The organism is Faecalibacterium taiwanense (assembly GCF_036632915.2).
In the GTDB taxonomy this organism is placed as follows: domain Bacteria; phylum Bacillota; class Clostridia; order Oscillospirales; family Ruminococcaceae; genus Faecalibacterium; species Faecalibacterium taiwanense.
The window spans coordinates 1696950-1716435 of the sequence record NZ_CP155552.1; the positions used below are offsets into that span (position 1 = coordinate 1696950).

21 protein-coding genes are annotated in these 19486 nt (G+C 57.6%); all 21 read right to left on the reverse strand.

All coding sequences use genetic code 11. The annotated features are described in order from the left end of the window. Positions 1-127: 127 nt before the first annotated feature. The 21 genes from PXT33_RS08475 to PXT33_RS08575 all read right to left on the reverse strand — a co-directional run bounded on the left by PXT33_RS08475 (position 128) and on the right by PXT33_RS08575 (position 19410). Complete coding sequence (locus PXT33_RS08475; RefSeq protein WP_005941928.1) at positions 128-811, reverse strand: metallophosphoesterase; 684 nt, start codon at positions 809-811, stop codon at positions 128-130. Between the two features lie 34 nt (positions 812-845). Further along, positions 846-2306 (reverse strand): threonine synthase, encoded by a 1461-nt coding sequence (gene thrC, locus PXT33_RS08480; RefSeq protein ID WP_097775638.1) that lies wholly within the window; start codon positions 2304-2306, stop codon positions 846-848. Between the two features lie 99 nt (positions 2307-2405). Then, positions 2406-2768 carry a YraN family protein gene (locus PXT33_RS08485; RefSeq protein ID WP_120079326.1) on the reverse strand — a complete coding sequence of 121 codons (363 nt, stop codon included), beginning with the start codon at positions 2766-2768 and terminating at the stop codon, positions 2406-2408. Continuing rightward, positions 2765-3412 carry a ribonuclease HII gene (locus tag PXT33_RS08490; protein ID WP_097777741.1) on the reverse strand — a complete coding sequence of 216 codons (648 nt, stop codon included), beginning with the start codon at positions 3410-3412 and terminating at the stop codon, positions 2765-2767. The genes PXT33_RS08485 and PXT33_RS08490 overlap by 4 nt, the downstream gene beginning before the upstream one ends. Beyond that, positions 3409-4332, reverse strand: coding sequence for a ribosome biogenesis GTPase YlqF (gene ylqF, locus PXT33_RS08495; RefSeq protein WP_005941918.1), 924 nt, complete (start codon positions 4330-4332; stop codon positions 3409-3411). Before ylqF ends, PXT33_RS08490 begins: the two co-directional genes overlap by 4 nt. After that, positions 4329-4877, reverse strand: coding sequence for a signal peptidase I (lepB, locus tag PXT33_RS08500; RefSeq protein WP_097775640.1), 549 nt, complete (start codon positions 4875-4877; stop codon positions 4329-4331). The genes ylqF and lepB overlap by 4 nt, the downstream gene beginning before the upstream one ends. Positions 4878-5047: 170 nt before the next feature. Beyond that, positions 5048-5389, reverse strand: a complete 342-nt coding sequence (gene rplS, locus PXT33_RS08505) for a 50S ribosomal protein L19 (protein WP_022257134.1) — start codon at positions 5387-5389, stop codon at positions 5048-5050. A gap of 215 nt (positions 5390-5604) precedes the next feature. Then, on the reverse strand, positions 5605-5787 hold the full coding sequence (locus tag PXT33_RS08510) for a hypothetical protein (protein ID WP_347070282.1): 183 nt from the start codon (positions 5785-5787) through the stop codon (positions 5605-5607). Then, a complete protein-coding gene (locus PXT33_RS08515; protein ID WP_347070283.1) occupies positions 5750-6250 on the reverse strand; it encodes a TIGR03936 family radical SAM-associated protein in 501 nt (166 codons plus the stop codon). Before PXT33_RS08515 ends, PXT33_RS08510 begins: the two co-directional genes overlap by 38 nt. Next, positions 6225-8087, reverse strand: coding sequence for a TIGR03960 family B12-binding radical SAM protein (locus tag PXT33_RS08520; RefSeq protein ID WP_097775642.1), 1863 nt, complete (start codon positions 8085-8087; stop codon positions 6225-6227). Before PXT33_RS08520 ends, PXT33_RS08515 begins: the two co-directional genes overlap by 26 nt. 65 nt (positions 8088-8152) lie before the next feature. Beyond that, entirely contained in the window at positions 8153-8638 is a 486-nt protein-coding gene (locus PXT33_RS08525; protein WP_120020213.1) for a peptidase, read from the reverse strand. Then, positions 8635-9108: a M23 family metallopeptidase gene (locus PXT33_RS08530; protein ID WP_332376335.1), complete on the reverse strand. Its 474-nt coding sequence runs from the start codon at positions 9106-9108 to the stop codon at positions 8635-8637. Before PXT33_RS08530 ends, PXT33_RS08525 begins: the two co-directional genes overlap by 4 nt. Before the next feature lie 151 nt (positions 9109-9259). Further along, positions 9260-11647: a polyphosphate kinase 1 gene (gene ppk1 / locus PXT33_RS08535; protein ID WP_332376336.1), complete on the reverse strand. Its 2388-nt coding sequence runs from the start codon at positions 11645-11647 to the stop codon at positions 9260-9262. Positions 11648-11688: 41 nt separating this feature from the next. Further along, the gene (locus PXT33_RS08540; RefSeq protein ID WP_223387556.1) at positions 11689-12048 is read right to left on the reverse strand and encodes a ComEA family DNA-binding protein; all 360 of its coding nucleotides are present in this window, start codon (positions 12046-12048) and stop codon (positions 11689-11691) included. Between the two features lie 66 nt (positions 12049-12114). Then, positions 12115-12945 (reverse strand): HAD hydrolase family protein, encoded by an 831-nt coding sequence (locus tag PXT33_RS08545; protein WP_154259900.1) that lies wholly within the window; start codon positions 12943-12945, stop codon positions 12115-12117. After that, entirely contained in the window at positions 12942-13874 is a 933-nt protein-coding gene (locus tag PXT33_RS08550; RefSeq protein ID WP_005941869.1) for an RluA family pseudouridine synthase, read from the reverse strand. The genes PXT33_RS08545 and PXT33_RS08550 overlap by 4 nt, the downstream gene beginning before the upstream one ends. A 3-nt stretch (positions 13875-13877) precedes the next feature. Beyond that, positions 13878-14363 carry a signal peptidase II gene (lspA, locus tag PXT33_RS08555; protein WP_005941866.1) on the reverse strand — a complete coding sequence of 162 codons (486 nt, stop codon included), beginning with the start codon at positions 14361-14363 and terminating at the stop codon, positions 13878-13880. 90 nt (positions 14364-14453) lie between these two features. Beyond that, positions 14454-17249: an isoleucine--tRNA ligase gene (gene ileS, locus PXT33_RS08560; protein ID WP_207698042.1), complete on the reverse strand. Its 2796-nt coding sequence runs from the start codon at positions 17247-17249 to the stop codon at positions 14454-14456. A gap of 39 nt (positions 17250-17288) precedes the next feature. After that, positions 17289-18122 carry a DivIVA domain-containing protein gene (locus tag PXT33_RS08565; protein WP_332376341.1) on the reverse strand — a complete coding sequence of 278 codons (834 nt, stop codon included), beginning with the start codon at positions 18120-18122 and terminating at the stop codon, positions 17289-17291. A gap of 21 nt (positions 18123-18143) precedes the next feature. Next, positions 18144-18962, reverse strand: coding sequence for a S4 domain-containing protein (locus tag PXT33_RS08570; RefSeq protein WP_120079346.1), 819 nt, complete (start codon positions 18960-18962; stop codon positions 18144-18146). Next, complete coding sequence (locus PXT33_RS08575) at positions 18946-19410, reverse strand: cell division protein SepF (protein ID WP_044953672.1); 465 nt, start codon at positions 19408-19410, stop codon at positions 18946-18948. Before PXT33_RS08575 ends, PXT33_RS08570 begins: the two co-directional genes overlap by 17 nt. Positions 19411-19486: the final 76 nt, after the last annotated feature.

The following is a 19486-nucleotide window of genomic DNA, read 5'->3' on the forward strand; positions in this document are numbered from 1 at the left end:
ACTTGCTTTTGCAATATGCGGGGACGCGCGCGCTCAATTGGGTGCAACAATCGCGTCAAAAACTATTATAGCACGCTCCTGACACAATTGCCAGCCCAAATTGTTAATTTTTATTGGTTTTAACGGTTCAATTGATGCGGTACGGGCAAAAACGCAGCCCATCGGCACTGACCAGCTTGTAGTGGATGCCATCCACATCGCCCTGCACCGCATAGCGGATGGCATTGCCGTGCAGATGGCCATAGTAGCAGGTCCTGATGCTGTATTCCTTTAAGGTGGCTACGATCTCCGGCGCACTGGTGCCGGTATACACCGGCGGATAGTGCAGGAACACCAGCTTTTCCAGCCCGGGTTCGGCGGCATCCAAGCTCATGCGCAGCCGTCCGATCTCGCGGTTCATCACCTTTTCGTCGTGGGCCTCGCCTGCATCAAACAGCCAGCCGCGGGTACCGCACAGTGCATACCCCTCTACACTGTAAGAGTTGTTGTGCAGAATGTGCAGGGTATCAAAGCCTTCTGCTTTGAGGTAGGCATTCATCTTGTTCACGGTAGACCACCAGTAATCGTGGTTGCCCTTCATGATGATCTTCTGCCCGGGCAGGCTCTGCAGAAATTCAAAATCCTTACGGGTATCGGTCAGGCGCATGGCCCAGCTGATATCGCCCGCCAATACAATGGTATCCTCTGGTTTGATGAGCTTGCGCCAGTTTTTCTCAAGGCGCTCCACATAATCATTCCAGCCGGGAAAAATATCCATCGGCTTGGAAGCGCCCAGAGAAAGGTGGGTATCGCCAAGCACAAAAAGTGCCATGTTTTTTCTCCTGTTCTAAATGCAGCAGGATGCGTTATTCCTGATAGCCCAGCGCCACCTCGGCGATCTGCGCAGGATCGATCACGGTGTTAAAGCGCTCCGGCTTCTGGCGCAGCGCGGCAAGGCTTGCCGGTGCGGTATGCGCGGTAGCTGCTTCCAGCTGCTGCATTGCTTCAAAATCATTTTCCGGGGCGGTGCGGCCCAGTGCTTCCAGCACACTGCGCGGGAACTTGAAGGGAGACGCGGTGGACAGCACCACCATGGGCACGCCCTCGCGCTTTTTCTGCGCTGCCACATGGAACGCAACGGCGGTGTGGGTATCACACAGGTAATTGTCCTTCTCGTAGCGGACACGGATCTCCCCTGCCACTTCTTCCTCACTGCTCCAGCCGCAGGAGAAGTTCTCCTGAATGGCAGCCAGCGTCTCCGGACGCACAGTATAGCTGCCAGTCTCGGCAAGGCTCTTCATCAGGCCCGCCACCTCGGCATCACTGCCGGTGACATGGTACAGAAGGCGCTCGAGGTTCGAGGACACCAGAATGTCCATGCTGGGCGAGGTGGTCTTGAAGAACTCCCGCTTTGCGGTGTAGGTGCCGGTGGTGAGGAAATCGGTCAGCACGTTGTTCTCATTGGAAGCGCAGACCAGCTTGCCTACGGGCAGGCCCATGCGCTTTGCATAGTAGCCTGCCAGAATGTCGCCGAAGTTGCCGGTGGGTACGCAGAAGTCCACTTCATCGCCGAAGGTGATCCTGCCCGCCTTGAGCAGCTGGGCATAGGCGGCAAAGTAATAGACGATCTGCGGCACCAGACGGCCCCAGTTGATGGAGTTGGCGCTGGACAGGCGGATGTTCCGCTTGGCAAGCTCTGCTGCAATGGCAGTGTCACCAAAGACCTTCTTCACACCGGTCTGTGCATCATCAAAGTTGCCGCGCACAGCGTACACTGCCACGTTGGCGCCCTCCTGCGTTGCCATCTGCAGGCGCTGGATCTCGCTGGTGCCGCCCGTGGGATAGAACACTGCGATCTCCACGCCCGGGATATCATGGTAGCCGTCCAGAGCTGCCTTTCCGGTATCGCCGCTGGTCGCCACAAGGATCAGGGTCTTTTCCGTGCGGCCCAGATTCTTTTTGGCTTCCACCAGAAGCTTCGGCATCAGCTGCAGAGCATAATCCTTGAATGCACAGGTAGGGCCATGCCACAGCTCTAAGGCATAGGTGTCCCCTTCCACCGGGGCAAGATAGCCTGCCTTGCCGCCAAAGGCCTCTCCGTAGGTCTTGTGGGCAGCTTCAGTCAGGAAATCCTGCGAGTAGTCGGTCAGATATTCTTTGATGACGGCAGCTGCCATGGCCGGGTAGTCCAGCTCGCACAGTGCCTTCACATCCACCTGCGGAAAGCTTTCCGGTACAAACAGACCTCCCTCGTTGGACAGGCCCTGTGCGATTGCTTCCGAGGAAGTCACTTTGCGGTTTTGGTCTCTGGTACTAAAAAACTGCATTGTTGTCGCTCCTTTTTCGCCGTAGAACGTGCAAAGCACGCTCTTCTGCTGTGGCAGAGAAGCCCTCTGCCCGTACATTTTCCCACCGGGGCCGTTGCTTTACGTGAGAAAAGCGCCCCTTATAATATGTACCATCCAGCGCCCGCTGTCAAGAGGGAACACTTCTGCCACGTCAAATCGCACCGGTGCATCGCTCAGGCCATTCTGCTGCAGATAACACTGTGCTGCACGGATCAGGCGGCGCTGTTTGGGCCGGTCCACCGCTTCTGCCGGGCTGGCCAGAGAGCCTTCCGCACGGGTCTTGACCTCACAGATGACAATGGTCCCATCCGGCTCCTGCACCACAACATCCAGCTCACCCATCCGGGTGTGGAAGTTGTGTGCCAGCAGCCTGCAGCCCTGCTTCTGATACCAGCGGGCCGCAGCAGCTTCTCCCCTGCGCCCTGTCTCGGCGCGGTTCACTTTCCGTTCTCCGGCCAGTAGCCCTGCTTTTTGAGGAAGCTGCGGCGGTAGAACGGCTGGATGCCGTACTGGGCGATCAGCTCATAGTGGAGCTTGGTCGGGTAGCCCTTGTGCTTTGCCAGCTGATACTGCGGATACTGTCTGTCCAGTTCCAGCATATAGCGGTCACGGCTGACCTTGGCAAGGACGGATGCTGCGCCGATGCTGGCACTGGTGGCATCGCCCTTGACCACCGGCTGTGCCGGGACCAGCAGCCCTGCCGGGGTGCGGTTTCCATCCACGAGAACAAGGTTCGGCACGATGTCCAGCTCTTCCACAGCCTGCTTCATGCCGCCCATGGTGGCGTTGAGGATGTTGTCCCGGTCGATGATCTCCGGCCCCACAAAAACAATTTTGTAGGCCAACGCCTTTTCAATGATCTCATCAAACAGAGCTTCCCGCTTTTTCTCGGTAAGCTTTTTGGAGTCGTTGATGCCAAAGACCGGATTCTCCGGGTCCAGAATACAGGCCGCTACGCACACCGGGCCGCACAGAGGGCCGCGTCCGGCTTCGTCCACGCCTGCAAAGCAGCCATACTGACTGCGTACAGCGGCATCGTACTCATACAGCGGAGCCGAGATCTCCTCGTCGGAACGGCGCTTCATTCGTCATCCTCCTCGGCAAAATCAGCCAGATCATCCCGCTGCGGCGGACGCTCCAGCGAGATGCGGCCCCACTTGCAGGCGCGGAACTCGTCCACCAGCATAATGGCGCAGCGCTCGGTGTTCACCTCGCCGCCGCGCACCAGCAGACCGCGCTTGCGGCCGATGGCTTCCATCAGCTCGTAGGGCGGCAGGGCCAGCGTTTCGGCATCCAGCTTGTAGCGCTGGGCCACAAGGTCGGGGTAGTTGCGGCGCACCTCGTCCAGCAGGTTCATGGCCAGCTCTTCCACATCCAGAATATCATCCTTGATGGAGCCGATAAAGGCCAGATTGGACGCAATGGTCTTGGAGTCAAACTTCTTCCACAGTACGCCGGGCATATCCAGCAGATCAAATTTGTCGGTGCTGACCCACTGTTTGCCCTTGGTTACGCCCGGGCGGTCTGCCGCCTTGGCGCGGGCAGAGCCTGCAAAGGTGTTGATGAAGGTGGATTTGCCCACATTGGGGATGCCGCACAGCATCACCTGTGTTTTGGCACCGCCCATGCCGCGGTTCTGGCGGCGTTCCAGCAGGCCCGCCAGTTCTTTTTCAATGGCAGCCTTTACCGCATTGGCACCGCCCTTCTGCTTGGCGCTGATGGCCACACAGCCGGCATCTGCCGCACGGAAATACTTGATCCACTCTTCCGTTACAGCCGGGTCTGCCAGATCGGCCTTGTTCAGCGCGTATAGTTTCGGCTTGCGGGCCGTGATGCGCTCGATCTCCGGGTTCAGGCTGGAAAGCGGGATGCGGGCATCCAGCAGCACAAGGCTGGCATCCACGTGCTGGATCTCCTGCTCCATCATGCGCAGGGTCTTGGTCATGTGGCCCGGGAACCACTGAATATTGTACTGGTTTGCAAAGCGGGTATCCATTTCGTTCATTTTACCACCCCAAAATCTGTAAAGGGCATAAAGCACACAAGCACCTTGCCCAGAATATCCCGTTCATCGATGCAGCCCACATAGGTGGAACGGCTGTCCAGTGATTGGTTGCGGTTATCACCCATCACGAACACCGTGCCCTCCGGCACCGTATACGGGAAAGTTACATCATAGCCAAGATAGGTAGGCTCTGCAATGTAGTCCTCCTGCAAGACCTCGCCGTTCACCGCCACGGTGCCGGTCGCATAATCGATGGAGACCGTATCGCCGCCTTTGGCGATGACACGCTTGACCAGCGGTTTACCGTAGGAGGTATAGCTGTCCACAATGACCACGTCACCACGCTGCGGTGTATAGCCTGCTCCCCACACGATGAGCTTATCACCGTTCACCAGTGTGGGCACCATGGAGCTGCCGTCCACCTGAATGATGCGGAAGAAAAACGAAAAGATCAGCACCAGCACCAGCGCTGCCGAGATCAATGCCTCGTACCATTCCAGCAGGTTCTGCCCACGCACGGGCTTTGCCTGTTCCTGTTTTTCCATATCCGGTACACCTCACCTTCTGGTTTTACACTGCTGACCCGATTATACCGCAGCCGACAGGCTCTTCGCAAGAACGGTGCCTGCAAAAAGCCGCATTTTTTCCGAAATTTTGATAAAGAAAAAAGGGACAACAAGGTTGTCCCTTTTTTCCCGTTTCAAATCGGGGATGATCAAATATCGCTCTTGACCTTGGCAGCCTTGCCCGTACGACCACGCAGGTAGAACAGCTTTGCGCGGCGAACCTTGCCCTTGCGGACAACGGTGACCTTCTCAACGAAGGGGCTGTTGATGGGGAAGACACGCTCGATGCCGACACCGTAAGCAACGCGGCGAACGGTGAAGGTCTCAGCAACGCCGCCGTGCTTCTTTGCGATCACAGTGCCCTCAAAGGCCTGAATGCGCTCACGGTCGCCTTCCTTGATACGAACATCAACGCGGACGGTATCGCCAACGTTGAACTGAGGCTTTTCAGCCTTGATGCTGCCTTCAGAAATAATCTTCAGTGCGTCCATTTTTGAATCCTCCATTTGTTTTTAGACGTTCATACACGGCACTTTGCCGTCAGAGGACCGCCCGTTTAATGATATTGTCATTAACCCCGCTGTGGTCTCAGCGGACACTAACGCCTAAATAGGATATCACAAAACCTGCGTGAATGCAAGCGTTCTGACCAAAATAAATGCAAAAATTTTCTGTTTTGCCCAACAGACGGTCTTTCACGCTCCGATCAGACAAACAGCTGCTTATCTGCCGTCAAAAACTTTTTGCGCAGGATGTTGGCGCTGACGGCAGGCAGGCCGAATTTTTCTTCCAGAAAGCCGGTCAGCAGCGAGGGGTTCAGGTTCAGTTCCTGTGCGGCCGGCATGCACAGATCAATGTGCAGGCTGTCCCCCTCCGTGGTGTACTCCACCTGCGGCGATGTAATCCTTCAGCTCAATGATCTTGTTGCCTTTTTTGCCGTGCTTTTCCACCGGAGCGCTTTCCAGCGCATTGTACGCATCCAGCGCCGCAGCCGCTGCCGCCGGGTAGGTGATGCGATAGCATGCGTAGGCAATGAGGTCCGCCTTCATCTGCACCGGGCCAACGTGCGTGATCACGATGCCTGCGGGCATGATGGCATTGAGGGCCGCTTTCCACTGCTCAAAATCCGGGGCTTCCGCTTCGGTCTTGACATCCACGCACTCGCACTCGCTCTCCTGCCCCAGCGAAAGCGGGCAGGCAAAGGTCATATAGATGTGGGGGTTGAAACCCAGCGTATGCCACACCGGCAGGCCGCTGCGCTTGAGCACCCGCTGCATCACCCGCTGCAGGTCCAGCAGGGAGATGTAGGAGGCCTCATTCTTTTTCTCAAACGAGATTCTGACTGTAATCAAAGCAGGGACCTCCTAACAGATGATTTGCGCCGCAGCCGTGGCAGGCACGGTTGCAGGGCTGGGTGGTCTGGGCGGCAAGAGCCTTTTGGTACTCCCGCACCAGATATTCGTGGGTAACACCGTAGTCCATATGGGACCAGGGCGTCACTTCGTCCAGACCGATGGGCCGCTGGCAATAGAATGCCGGGTCGATGCCCAAATCGGCAAAGGTCTGCAGCCAAGTATCGTACTTGAAGCACTCCTCCCAGCCGTCGAAGTAGCAGCCGCGCTTGTAGGCTTCCACAATGACCGGTGCCAGACGGCGGTCGCCCTTGGCGAACACGCCCTCCAGAAAGCTGGTGGTGCTGTCGTGATAGTTGACCTTGATCTTGCGGCTGCGCACACTTTCCAGCAGGTGCTTCTGCTTGGCGCGCAGCATTTCTTCAGTGTCCATGGGCACGAACTCAAACGGCGTATGGGGCTTGGGCACAAAGCAGGCACAGCTGATCGTCACCTGAACGCCCTTTCCCTTGCCGCGCTTGGGCAGAGAATAGTAAAGATCGACCACCTTCTGCGCCGTCTCTGCGATGCCCTCAATGTCCTCCATGGTCTCGGTGGGCAGGCCCATCATGAAGTAGAGCTTGACCGAGGTGTAGCCCGCGTTGAATGCAATGGTGCAGGTCTTTTCGATCTCATCCCATGTGACATTCTTGTTGATGACGTTGCGCAGGCGCTGGGTGCCGGCTTCGGCGGCGAAGGTCAGGCCGCTCTTGCGCACCTTGGTGGTCTTTTCAATGAGGCTCTGGGAGAAATTGTCCACGCGCAGCGAAGGCAGTGACAGACTCACATGCTCCTTGGGTGCCCACTCGTTCAAATCGTCCAGCAGCTCTTCCAGCTGGCCGTGGTCAGAGGTGGACAGGCTGGAAAGGCTCAGTTCTTCATAGCCGGTGTTGGCGCACAGCTCCTGCGCCGCCCTGTTCAGAAGGCCCGCGTCACGCTGGCGCATGGGACGGTACAGAAAGCCCGCCTGACAGAAACGGCAGCCACGCACACAGCCGCGCAGCACCTCAATGCTGGCGCGGTCCTGAATGGCACCCACCATGGGCACCACGAAATTCGTAGGCGGGGCAAACTCGTTCAGGTCCTTGATGATCGCCTTGGTGATGCGCGCCGGGATGCCCGGCTCATTGGGGGTGATGGCCTTGACCCGGCCATCTTCGTAATACTCCACATCGTAGAACGCCGGGATATAGACACCGGGGATCTTTGCAATGCGCAGCAGCAGCTCCTTTTTGGAGACGCCGCCCTCCTTCTTGGCCTTTTCGATCTCGGCGCAGATGCCGGGCAGCTGGTTTTCGCCCTCACCCAGCTGGACCACATCAAAAAAGTCCGCAATGGGTTCCGCGTTGCAGGCGCAGGGGCCACCCGCCACGATCAGCGGCCAGCTTTCATCGCGATCCTTGGAATAGAACGGGATGCCCGCCAGATCCAGCATAGCCAGAATATTGGTATAGGAAAGCTCGTACTGCAGGGTGAAGCCCACTGCATCAAAAGCGGTGAGCGGATCCTTGCTCTCCATGGTGTAGAGCGGCAGACCAAGACGCTCCATCTCGGCCTTCATATCCAGCCACGGCATAAAAGCACGCTCGCACCACCAGTTTTCGTGGCTGTTGAGCAGCTCATACAGGATCTTTTCGCCGAGGAAGGACATACCTACCTCATAGGTGTCCGGAAAGCAGAACGCAAAGCGGACATCCACTTTTTCTTTGTCCTTATATACACTGCCGGGTTCTCCGCCGGTATAACGACCAGGCTTCTGTACCCGTCCCAGTGCTTCTTTCAGTTTTGGATCAAACATCGAGTCCTCCAATAAACAGTCCATTTTTACACGTCATTTTATTGTACCCGAAATGAGCTGTTTTTTCAATCATTTCCCTTAAACTTTTTGCCTGCACGCCGCATTTCGCACAGGCAGGATGCCAGCTGCGCCCCATCCAGCGGTGGAACGGGCAGCAGATTGAATCCCCCGGTCAGCAGATTTGCCGCCCAGAAGGCACTGCCGCGGATGGTCAGTTCCTGTTCCAGCCGCAGCGCCCAGATGCCTGCCAGCATGAAATTGACCGCCGGGCCTGCAGCAGCCAGCCAAAAGAGCCGCCCCGGTGAAAGGCCCCGGGCCGGAGCGTCCATCCGCATACAAAAGCCGGTCATGGTCACCTCAATGACCGGAAAGCGGCGCAGAAACACACAATACACCAGAATGTGCCCGCACTCGTGCAGGAACGCCGCCAGCAACCCCAGCCGCAGAAAGCCGCTTGCATCAAAGTAGAGCAGAAAATACAGTGCGCTACACAAAAGCAGCGGGTCGCGGAACACCAGCGGCCCCAGCTGCCGGGAATCATGCAGCTTCATGAGGAAAGGCCCAGCGCATCCGCCGGGTCACAGGCTGTTCCCTGCCGGTACAGTTCAAAATGCAGGTGTGCTCCCGTAGCGCGCCCGCTGCGCCCTGCTGCGCCCAGCAGCTGCCCTGCTTCCACCACCTCGCCCGGGCGGACATAGGCGTACTGCAAATGGGCGTAAAGTGACTCGCTGCCATCTGTATGGAGAACACGCAGACAGGTGCCATAGCTTGTGCTGCGGTATGCCTGCACCACCGCACCGCCTTCCGCAGCAAGCACTTCTGTTCCCTCTGCACAGGCAAGATCAATGCCCTTATGGAACGTCCTTTCCCCGGTAAAAGGATCCTGCCGCCAGCCGTATCCGTCCGAAACACGGTACTGTGTGGTGTCCAGCGGGAAACAGAGCTTCCCCGTTTTTTTCTGCGCCCGCACCGGAAGCACCACGCACACCAGCAGTCCGGCTAAAACTGCCAGAAAAATCACCCTCCGTCTGGGCTGCTCCCTGCCGTGCCCGGCTCGTCCCCATCGCTTTGCCCGCACCTTCTGCCTCCCGCCTTCCGTTTGCTTTTTATTTATGCAGGCAAACACGCAAAAAGACCCGGCAGAGGGTTTGCTCTGTCGGGTCTTGCAAATATTATCTGCGTAACTTGAAAAAATCCAAAATCCGTTTCAGGCGGCTTCTGGGGGCGGGTGTCTCCACCACCACCGGCTTTATCGGCTTGGCTGCAGGGGCAGGCTGCGGCTCTGTACGCTTTTTATGATTGACCATCTGTTCCAGCTGGTCAAAGCGGTCGCCGCTTTCCGGTGCCGCAGCAGATTCCGGGTGAGAAACTTCTGCCTGTTTTGCAGCGGGAGCCGCTTCCGTTTTCGCAGGTTCTGGCTTTTCTGCTTCGGCAGAAGGTTCAGGCTGTTTTTCCTGCACAGCGGCAGAAAGCTTCCAAGGCTCCGGCTGCGTCCAGTCATTTTTCAACAGCTCATACATGCCCATCTGGCCGTTCACCAGTGCTTCGCCCTCAGCGGGCTTTACCTTCTGGTAGCTGCCGTCCGGGCGCATCTCGCGGGCATTGACATTATCCCGCAGCTGCAGCTGCAGAATGTCGGTAAGCTTCCGCACCAGCACGGGATCCTCCACGCGCACGCCCACCTCCACGCGGCACTCGGTGTTGCGGGTGAGGAAATCGCCGGATGCAATATAGATGCGGGTATGTGCACCATCGAAGAAGCTGTAAATGCGGCCATGCTCCAGATAACGACCCACAAGGCTGCGGATATGCAGGTTCTCCGTCTTGCCGGGCACGCCGGCGCGCACGCAGCAGATGCCGCGCACGATCATATCAATGCGCACACCGGCACAGCTGGCTTCCTGCAGCTTGAGGATGATATCCCGGTCGCTGATGGAATTGTTTTTCAGGATCATGGATGCCGGACGGCCCATGCGGGCGGCGGCAATGACACGATCCATCTCTTCCAGCAATACGCTCTTGAAGCGCAGCGGTGCTACCAGCATCCGGTCGCTCTCCTCAGTCAGCTTCTGCACAGCAAGGTTCTGGAACACATTGGAAGCTTCCTCGCCAATGCCATGGTCTGCCGTAATGAAGGAGTAGTCCGTGTAAAGCTCACTGGTCTTTTCGTTGTAGTTGCCGGTGCCGATCTGGGTGATATAAGAGTAGCCCTCTTTGCTCTTTTTGGTGATAAGGGTCAGCTTGGAGTGCACTTTGTAATCATCAAAGCCATAAATGACCGTACAGCCTGCGCTTTCCAGCTGCTTCGACCAGTCGATATTGTTCTGCTCGTCAAAGCGGGCGCGCAGCTCCACCAGCGCCACCACCTCTTTGCCGTTCTCAGCGGCTTCCATCAGCGCCTGCACGATCTGGGACTCCCGCGCCATACGGTACAGTGTCATTTTGATGGAAATGACCTCAGGATCATGGGCAGCCTTTTTGAGCATGGCAATGAAGGGCCGGATGGACTGGTACGGGTAGCTGAGCAGCACATCGTGCTTCTGCACTTCAGCGGCAAGGTCGTAGTCCGGCGGCGGCAGCATGGGCCGTGCAGCCGGGTAGAACAGTTCCGGCCGCCCCTCCGCTTCCATGCGGCCGGTGAGCTTGTAGAAAAAGCTCAGATCCAGCGGGCTTTTCTGCTCGAACACCCGTTTATGGGTGAGCAGCAGACGGTTGCACAGCAGGCGTTCTACCTCCGGGGCCGGAGCAGGCGTGATCTGCAGACGCACCGCAGCCAGCTTACGGCGGCGCTTGAGCAGCTCGGTCATGATCTCGCGGTAGTCGATATCATGATCCATCATGCCCTCTTTTACGTCGATATCCGCATTGCGGGTAACGCGGAAAAGACATTTTTCCTGAATCGTCTCTTTGCCAAAGATGCTGGCCGCAAAGTGCAGCACCAGCTCTTCGGTAAGTGCAAACTGCGTTTCGCCGTCTTTTTTTACAACGTGCATCCGTTCCATCTGGCTGGAAATGGGAATGATTCCAAGGCTCTGCCCTGCCGGGTGTTTTTCCTTGAGCAGAACGCCAAGGTAAATCTCCTTATTGCGCAGGAATGGGAACGGATGGCGGTTATCCACGATCTGCGGGCTGAGGATGGGGAACAGCTCCGTTTGGAAGTACTTCTTCCAGAAGTGCTCGTCCTCCTTGGACAAGTGGTCAAGATCCACCTTGCGCCAGCCGCACTCCGCCAGTGCTTCCAGCGCCTTTGCGTAGTATTTATCGCACTCCTCCTGCAGCTGTGCCGTTTTGGGCATGATGGCAGTCAGCTGTTCCGCCGCAGACATGTTGGTCTTGTTTTCCCTCTTGACCTTTTTGCCCTGTTCCTGTTCCAGATTGGCGCGCTCCTGCAGAGAACCCACGCGCACCATAAAAAACTCGTCCAGATTGGAACCGTAGATCGCAAGAAATTTGACCCGCTCTGCAAGCGGAACATTTTTATCCTTTCCCAGCGCAAGAACGCGCCGGTTGAAATCCAGCCAGCTCAGTTCCCGGTTGATAAAAATGGTATCGTCACTCATAATCATTCCCCTTTTTGCTGCGCCGGGCCGCCGGCTGCGGCTCAGCTCACGGTTGCCATTCCTGCCCAGGAATCCACAATGGTCTGTGTCAGGCCCGGAACATTGGCTGCATCTTCTACCCGTTCAAACGGGCCATTCTGCGTCCGGTAATCCAGAATCGTCTGTGCGCGCTTTTCCCCTACGCCCGGCAGTGTGCACAGCGCAGAGAGATCGGCAGTGTTCAGATCCACCAGCACATACTGTTCCAGCCCGGTCGTATCCGGCAGGACCTGCGGTTCGGTAGCCTGCAGCGGCACGGCAAAGCCAAAGGCCAGCACTGTGCACAAAACCACCGCCGCCAGCGACAGCGCAAGAAAGAGTTTTTCCTTCTTTTGCAGGACCAGAAGATGCGTTTCTCTCATTGTACCTGACTTTCCTCCAAAAAGAAAGGCTTCTGCGAAAGAATTTGCAGAAGCCTTGCACAAATTTTACGCCAAATTTTCAGCATCCCGCACCATACGGTACAGCACTTCCACTGCAGAACCTGCCGCAGCATCGGTCAAAGTGACCTTTTGGGCAGCAAGACGCAGCTCAGCCGGGGCATCCGCAGCTGCGGTGCTCTGGCTGGAAGCGCGCACCATGTCCAGCATAGGCAGCCCTCCGGCAAGTACTAGCACATCTTCCGGGTCGATGCCCACCGGCATACACACGGCATCCAGCATTTCACGGCCGGAGACGGTTCTGGGGGTCAGGATCAGCGTATCCGCTGCGGCACGCTCGCCCAGCAGCACCGCTGTGCGGTCGCCCAGAGATTTTTCCAGCAGCGAGATCATGGGCACTGCCTTGCTGTCCTGATACAGCAGCACCCGCAGCACTTCTTCCCCCTTGATGTCTGCCGCGTTTGCCAGCAGATAAGGGGTCCATTCCTGCCGCAGATGACGTTCCAATGCCTCGCTCATGCGCAGCACGCGGGTAGTACCGTCGGTCATCTGCAGGGCAATGCCCACGCCCTCTGCCACCGGCAGGCGGGCGAACAGGTCGGCATCCTGCCCGGCAAAGGTGCACAGCGGCTGGCGGGTGCCATCGGAAAAATGGTAGGCCATGGCACCGCCGCACACCAGCGCAGGAGCGCTGAGCCGTACACTGCCCAGAATGGACCGCACTGCCCGCGGCGTGCGCTGGGAAAACACCGTAAAACGTCCGCCGCGGCGGACGAACAGCTGCAGCACATCCCGCACCACCTGCGTCAGGTTGCCGTCGGCACCCAAAAGCAGATGGTCCAGATCACACAGTACAAGCGTTGAAGAAAGATGGTTCATACCGTTCCCCTCCTGAGCGTTGCAAGAAAATGAGTGAAGTATTCCGGCAATTCCGAATCGAACCGCAGATGTTCGCCGGTGATCGGGTGCACAAAGCCAAGCGTTTTGGCGTGCAGGCACTGGCCGTGCAGACTGGTGATGCAGTTGTGCGGGCCGTACACCGGGTCGCCCGCCACCGGGTGCTGGATGGATGCCATGTGCACGCGGATCTGATGGGTGCGGCCGGTCTTCAGGCGGCATTCCAGCATGGTAAAGTTGTTCAGCCGTTCCAGCACCTGATAGCCGGTATAGGCATATTTGGTGTGCGGCTCACTGGCCGGGTAGACCGCCATCTTTTTGCGGTCGGTCTTGCTGCGGCCCAGATTGCTTTCCACAAAGCCCTCATCTTGTGCAAAGCCGCCGTACACGATGGTGCGATACGCGCGCTCCACACTGTGCACCGCCATCTGTTGGGAAAGGCCGATGTGCGTTGCATCGTCCTTTGCCACCACCAGCAGGCCGCTGGTGTCCTTATCGATGCGGTGCACGATGCCGGGGCGGATCTCGCCGCCGATACCGGACAGGCTTCCCTTGCAGTGCCACAGCAGCGCGTTCACCAGCGTGCCGTCCGGGTTGCCGGGAGCTGGGTGCACCACCATGCCTTTGGGCTTGTTGACCACCAGCAGATGCTCGTCCTCATAGACGATTTCCAGCGGGATGTCCTGCGGCACGGCCTCAATGGGCTTTGCGTCCGGAATTTCCAGAACGATGGTGTCGCCCGCCTTGAGCTTCAGGCTTTTGGCAACCAGCCTGCCGTTGCACAACACATGACCGTCGGCCACCAGCGCCTGCAGAGCAGACCGGGAAAGGCCGGTGTCCTCGCCGCTCAGAAAGCGGTCGATGCGCTGGCCTGCCGTCTCCTGCTCCACCACAAATTCACGCTGTTCCATGGCTCACTGCTCCTTCGGGGACTGCCCGTTCTCAGCGTGCAGCTCTTCCAGAAAAATTACCAGCACCCAGAGGCCCACGCCCACACACACGCAGATATCCGCAAAATTGAACACCGCAAACTGCATGAACAGCAGATTGATGTAGTCCACCACCTCGCCGTTGAGCACACGGTCGATCAGGTTGCCGATGCCGCCGGCAAGGATCAGCAGTAGCGCAGCCTGCTGCAGGTATCTGCCGCGGCTGCGGAAGAACAGCCCGTAGGCCACAAAGATCAGCGCTATGCTGGTAGCGATGATGAGGAACAGCTGCTTGCCGCTGAGCAGGCTGAACGCCATGCCCGGGTTGAGCACGAACCGCAGCTCCACCACATGGGGGATCAGCGGCATTGCACCAATGGGCTGCAGCACATTGGTGGCCCACAGCTTGATGGCCTGATCGATGCCAATGAGTGCCGCAGCCGCGAGCAGATTAAAAACAACAAATGCCATAGGATACTCCCAAAATCATTCAGTATAAAAAACGGCGCTCCCCGGTATAAGGGAGCGCCGCCCTTTAAAACATTGTTTTATGCGGAACGCTTAGGCTTCCACAACGCTGGCGCAGCGTGCGCACAGGGTGGGATGTGCGGCATGGCTGCCGATGGAAGAAGAATACTTCCAGCAGCGTTCGCACTTTTCGCCGGTGGCATGTGCAGCAGCAACGCCCAGGCCTTCAACAGCACTTGCAGCGCCGCCTTCGCCCTTGACCAGCTCTACCTGAGAGACGATCATCAGGTCGGCCAGCTCGTCCATGGGGATGCTGTTGAGCAGGCTGTACACAGTATCATTGCAGTACAGGGTGACGGCAGCCTCCAGAGAAGCACCGATGACCTTTTCGGCACGGGCCTGCTCCAGGACCTTCTTCACCTCATCACGGACGGCGATCAGCTGTGCCCACTTTGCCTTGAAGGCTTCATCGGCGGCATACTGGCCGGCCTTGGGCATCTCCTCAAAGACAACGTACTTGTTCATGCCCTCAGTCTTGGGCATGAAGTCCCAGATCTCCTGACTGGTGAAGCACAGGATAGGAGCAATGATCTTGTCCAGAGCTACAAGGATCTTGTACATGGTGGTCTGAGCAGCCTTGCGGCCTGCGCCGTTGGTGCAGTACAGGCGATCCTTGGTCACATCCAGATAGAAGTTGGACATTGCAACAACGCAGAAGTTGTACACTGCATGATAGACCTTGTTGAAGTCGTACACAGCGTAGCCTGCGCTGGTGTTGACCATCAGGTCATCCAGAGCAGCCAGTGCCCAGCGGTCGATCTCCTGCAGCTGATCGTCAGCCACACAGTCGGTGTTGGGATCAAAGCCGTCCAGATTGCCCAGAATGAAGCGGGCGGTGTTGCGGATCTTGCGGTAAGCCTCGCTCAGCTGCTTGAAGATGTTCTTGCCGGCACGCACATCCACGGTGTAGTCGGAAGAAGCCACCCACAGACGGATGATATCAGCGCCGTAGTCCTTGATGATCTCGCTGGGCTCCACGCCGTTGCCGGCGCTCTTGTGCATCTGCTTGCCCTGCTCATCCACGACCCAGCCGTGGCACAGAACAGACTTATAGGGTGCGCAGCCCTTGCTTGCAACGCTGGTCAGCAGACTGGACTGGAACCAGCCGCGGAACTGGTCGCCGCCTTCCATATACATATCAGCCGGGAAGCGCAGTTCCGGACGCTCCTCCAGCACAGCGGCGTGGGTGGAGCCGGAGTCGAACCAGACATCCATGATGTCGGTGTCCTTGGTCCACTCGGAAGCACCGCACTTTTCGCACACTTCGCCTGCGGGGATGATCTGCTCGGCTTCGTACTTATACCATGCATCGGAACCTTCCTTGCGGAACAGGTCGCTGACAGCCTTGATGGTGGCATCGGTGATGTGGTAGGTGCCGCACTTCTTGCAGTAGAATGCGGGAATGGGCACGCCCCAGGTGCGCTGGCGGCTGATGCACCAGTCGTTGCGGTCGCGCACCATGCCCTTCATGCGGTCATGGCCCCAATCCGGCATCCAGGTAACGGTGTCGATGGCCTTGTAGACATCCTCGCGGAACTTTGCGATGGAGCAGAACCACTGTTCCGTTGCACGGAAGATGATGGGGTGATGGCAACGCCAGCAGTGCGGGTACTGATGCTTGATGTGCACCTGACCCATGACAGCACCGGACTCGGTCAAATCGGCCAGAATGGTCTTGTTGGCAGCCCACACGCGCTGACCTGCATACTTACCGGCCAGCTCGGTCAGATAGCCGCCATCGTCCACGGGGACGGTGATGGGCACCTGCGGATACTTCTGGCAGACGTTGAAGTCGTCCACGCCGTGGCCGCCTGCGGTATGGACGCAGCCGGAACCGCTTTCCAACGTGACGTGATCGCCCAGAATGACCCAGCCTTCCTTGGGCAGGTAGACGTGGTTGTAGCGCATCAGCTCGAACTCGGTACCGGGGACCGGCTCACCCACGATCTCGTAGTTCTCGATGTGGCAGGCATCCATGACGCTCTTGACCAGTTCGGTGGCCATGATGTGGAATTCATCGCCGATCTTGACGAAGGAGTACTCGAACTGGCCGTTCAGGCAGATCGCCTCGTTGGCGGGCAGAGTCCAAGTGGTGGTGGTCCAGATGACGAAGTAGGTCTTGTCCATCGGGATGCCGTGCTTTGCCAGCACACCGTTGGGGTCCTGAGAGACGTGGAAACGCACGAAGATGGAATCGCAGTCGTCCTCGCCGTACTCGATCTCGGCCTCTGCCAGAGCCGTGCGACAGTCCGGGCACCAGTACACGGGCTTCAGGCCCTTGTAGATGTAGCCCTTCTTTGCCATCTCGCCAAAGATCTCGATCTGGCGTGCCTCGAACTCAGGCTTCAGGGTCAGATACGGATGTTCGAAATCGCCGATAACGCCCAGACGCTTGAACTGGTCGCTCATGATGTCGATGTGCTCGGTAGCAAACTTTTCGCAGATCTGGCGCAGTTCCAGCTTGGAAATGTCCTTCTTCTTATCACCGACGGAGGACAGAGCCTTCAGCTCGATTGGCAGGCCGTGGGTATCAAAGCCGGGCACATAGGGAGCCTGGAAACCCTCCATGTTCTTATCGCGGATAATGATATCCTTGATGATCTTGTTCAGGGCAGTACCCATGTGGATATTACCGTTTGCGTACGGAGGGCCGTCGTGCAGGATGAACTGCGGCTTGCCCTCGTTGTGCTTCATGAGCTGATTGTACAGGTCGTTGTCGTCCCAATCCTTCAGCATGACCGGCTCCTTCTTGGGCAGGCCGGCACGCATTTCAAACAGGGTCTTGGGCAGGTTCAGAGTACTATCGTACTGCGATTTGTTCTTAGCCAATGGTTTACACTCTCCTCTACATTTCCTTATGGGGTTGCCTTACTCGCTGAACTTGATACCCTGAAAAGCATCGTAGTCCGGCTCGTCCGGCTTAAAATCAGCAGGAGGCGCGGGCGGCGGGTCCAGCTTGAGCTGGCTCTCATCCTTTGCCCAGAAATCCTCGCTGCTGTCAGCTGCCTTGTCGTCGTCATTTTCAACAACGGCAGCAGGTTCTGCATCTTCCTGTGCGGGCTGTGCAGGCTCTGCTTCCGGCTCCTGCACGTCCGCTGCCTGCGGCTGGGCTGCAGCGGCAGGCTCACTTTCCTCTGCAGCAGGCTCTGCCTGTTCGGCATCCTGTGCAGCCGTTTCCTTCTGGAACTCCGGCAGACGGCTCAGCGACTCCACATGGCTGCGGTACAGGTTGAGCACATCAGACTTGAAGCGGGTCACTTCCAGACGCACGCGGTCATACTCGCGCTCCTCTGCAAGGCGCTTCTCGTTTGCTTCGTTCTCGATCTCGTCTGCACGGTCGTTTGCCTTCTGCAGCAGTTCGTTGGCATCGCGGATGATATCATCACCGCGCAGATTTGCACGATGGATGATCTCTTCTGCTTTCTGGTTTGCTTCGCGGATGACATTTTCGCCCATGCGCTGTGCATTGATCAGCGCGCTCTTGAGCATTTCACCATCTGCCTCAAAGCTCTTCAGTTCATCGTGCAGCTTCTGGTTTTCAGCAGTCAGGTCCGCAATCTGCTTGCGAAGCTGTTCCGCCTGCGCATCGTCTTCCCGCAGCTGTTCTTCCACCTTATCCAGAAAACGGTCTACGTCCTCTGTGCGGTAGCCGCGGAGGTTTTTCTCAAATTGCACAGAACGGACATCCTGCGGAGTCAGCATAGTCATTTCCTCCCGTTGCTTTTAATATTGAAAAAATTCGATGATTGACCGATCTTTTCTGCTTTTGCCGGGCAGTGCAGTCAGGTTGAAGCGGCCCTTGCCGCGCACCGTGAACACATCGCCCTCATATACCTGCGCATGAGGTTTATCCGCCGGCAGGTGGTTGATCTCCACCCTGCCCGCCTCGATCAGTTCCGAAGCCTGTCCTCGGCTGCAGTGCAGCATAGCTGCCAGCACAGCGTCCAGCCGCAGGGACGATACCGTTGCACTGTGCATCTCACGCTCCGCCTGCGGAAACTGCGGCACCTCGTCCAGCGTCAGCAGTTCCGTGGTCAGCTCCGTGTGCCCAGCCTGAAACAGTTCCCGGCAGATCAGCTGTGCTGCCGGTTCCAGCGCAAACACATAAGCTGTGCCCGGCTGATCCTCCGGCAGAACGATATCTCCCAGCGCCTCGCGCCGCAGCTCAAGGCCCATCAGACTGCCCAGGTAATCCTTGTGGGCGGGCAGCGCAGCCCCCGCCTGTGCACAGCATTGCAGCCGCACACAGCAGATGGGTGCTTCGCCGCAGCTGTACTCCGGCTCGATACAGAGCACCCTGCGCTCCGCATTCAGCCAGCCGCCCTCAAACCGGAAGCCCTCCTGCACACCGGCACGGCCCAGTGCCGCGCGGGCCAAGTCTTGCTCGCGGTCACTCAGGAAAGCCGAATACCGCGCAATGTCCCGGGAAAAGGCCGTGTGGGCCAAGTCCTCGATATGGCGCATGAGATAGCGTTCTTCATCGGTACGCGCAGGGATGAACCCGCGCGCCGCCTTGGGCTGCGGATCAATAGAACGCGCCATTGTTCTCCAGCTCGTCCAGCAGATCACCCATGATATCCACGTTGTACGGAGTGATGATGAAGGTGCTGTTGGCCACGCGCTTGATCTGGCCATTGTTTGCATATGCAACACCGGACAGGAAATCCACCAGACGGCGGGACACTTCCTTGTTGGTGGACTCCAGATTGAGCACCACGGTGCGCTTGTTGTTCAGGTGGTCAGCAATGGTACTGGCATCCTCAAAACGCTCAGGCTTGACCAGAACGACCTTGAGCTGAGTGGTGGCATTGATGTTGACCACCTTGCCGTTCTTCTTGGCACCCTCAACAGGCTCTTCATTTTCGTCGTCAGCACCAAGGCCGATGCCATTGTTATTGTTTACCATCTGGGGGCCATCGTCAATGTACTGATCCTCGTAATCGTCTTCCTGGTCAAACAGACCTTTCTTAATGCTGTCAAGCAAAGACATACAATCTGCTCCTTTCATTCGGGCAGCATGGCGCTGCCTGGCGTTCTTTGCAAATAGATGCAAATAATAGCTTTAT